Source organism: Planomonospora algeriensis (assembly GCF_977012225.1).
Genome location: NZ_CDRNDK010000870.1, coordinates 1 through 1299, shown reverse-complemented (window position 1 = coordinate 1299; position 1299 = coordinate 1). Strand labels below are relative to the sequence as shown.

Genomic DNA, 1299 nt, shown 5'->3' with positions numbered 1-1299 from the left:
GGCCTCCCGCACCGCCGGTGACGCCGCCCGTCACGGCGCCCGTCACGGCGCCCGTCACGGCGCCCGTCACGGTGCCCGCCCAGCGGGGCCGGTTGAGCGGGATGCAGAAGCTGGGAGCGGGTCTCGCGCTGGCCGCCATGGCCGTGGGCGGTGGAGTGGCGGGGGCCTTCGCCGCGACCGCCTTCGACGACGGCCCCGCGCTCGTCTCCTCCGCGGCCCCGGTGGTCAGCGCCGCCGGCAACGTGACCACGGTCGCCGATGTCGCCGCGGCCGTCCAGCCCGCGGTCGTCTCGATCGAGGTCAAGACGGCCACCGGCGGCGGGGAGGGCTCGGGCGTGGTGCTCTCCGCCGACGGGCTGATCCTGACCAACAACCACGTGGTGGGCTCCGCAGGCCAGGACGGCCGGGTGACCGTCAAGTTCAGCGACGGCAGGACGGCCCCGGCCAGGATCGTGGGCACGGACCCGGCCACCGACCTGGCGGTCATCAGGGCCGAGAACGTCTCCGGCCTCACGGCGGCCTCGCTCGGCGACAGCGACCGGCTCAAGGTGGGCGACTCCGTCCTGGCCATCGGCAGCCCGCTCGGCCTGTCCGGCTCGGTCAGCGCGGGCATCGTCAGCGCGCTCGACCGGACGGTGACCGTCGGCGGCGAACGGGAGCAGCAGCTCCCGCCCGGCTGGGGCGGTGAGCGCCGGCAGCAGGGCGCCGCACAGGTCACCACCATCGGCGGCGCCATCCAGACCGACGCGGCGATCAACCCCGGCAACTCCGGCGGGGCGCTGGTCGACTCCTCCGGGCAGGTGATCGGCATCAACACCGCCATCGCCACCAACGGCGGCGACGGCAGCATCGGCGTCGGCTTCGCGATCCCGATCAACACCGCCCGGCAGGTCGCCGACCAGCTCATCGAGACCGGTAAGGTCGTCCACGCCTTCCTGGGCGTCGGTCTCGCCGACGCCGCCGGTGACACCGCGGGCGCGCTGGTCAGCCAGGTCACCGAGGGCGGCCCGGCGGCCCAGGCGGGCCTGAGGCAGGGCGACGTGATCACGAAGATCAACGACACCGCGGTCGAGGACGGGGACACCGTGGTGGGCGTGGTGCGCGGGCTCAAGCCGGGCGACAAGGTCACTCTCGTCTACCTCCGCGACGGCCGGAGCCAGACCGCCACCGCGACTCTGGTCCAGAGGACCGGGGACTGATCGGGCGGACGGTGCGCCGCCGGGGTCGCCACGACCCCGGCGGCCGCCTGACGGTACGGGCCGGGGAGCCGCTCTCGCGCTCGGGGCGGCCGGGCAACGG

The 1299-nt window shown here is 75.3% G+C and carries 1 protein-coding gene; it reads left to right on the top strand.

Annotation, left to right across the window (positions count from 1 at the left end; all coding sequences use genetic code 11):
- Positions 1 to 1199, top strand: a 1199-nt coding sequence (locus ACWJ6R_RS36515) for a S1C family serine protease (protein ID WP_449066573.1), incomplete at its 5' end; no start/stop codon positions are given.
- Positions 1200 to 1299 lie beyond the last annotated feature (100 nt).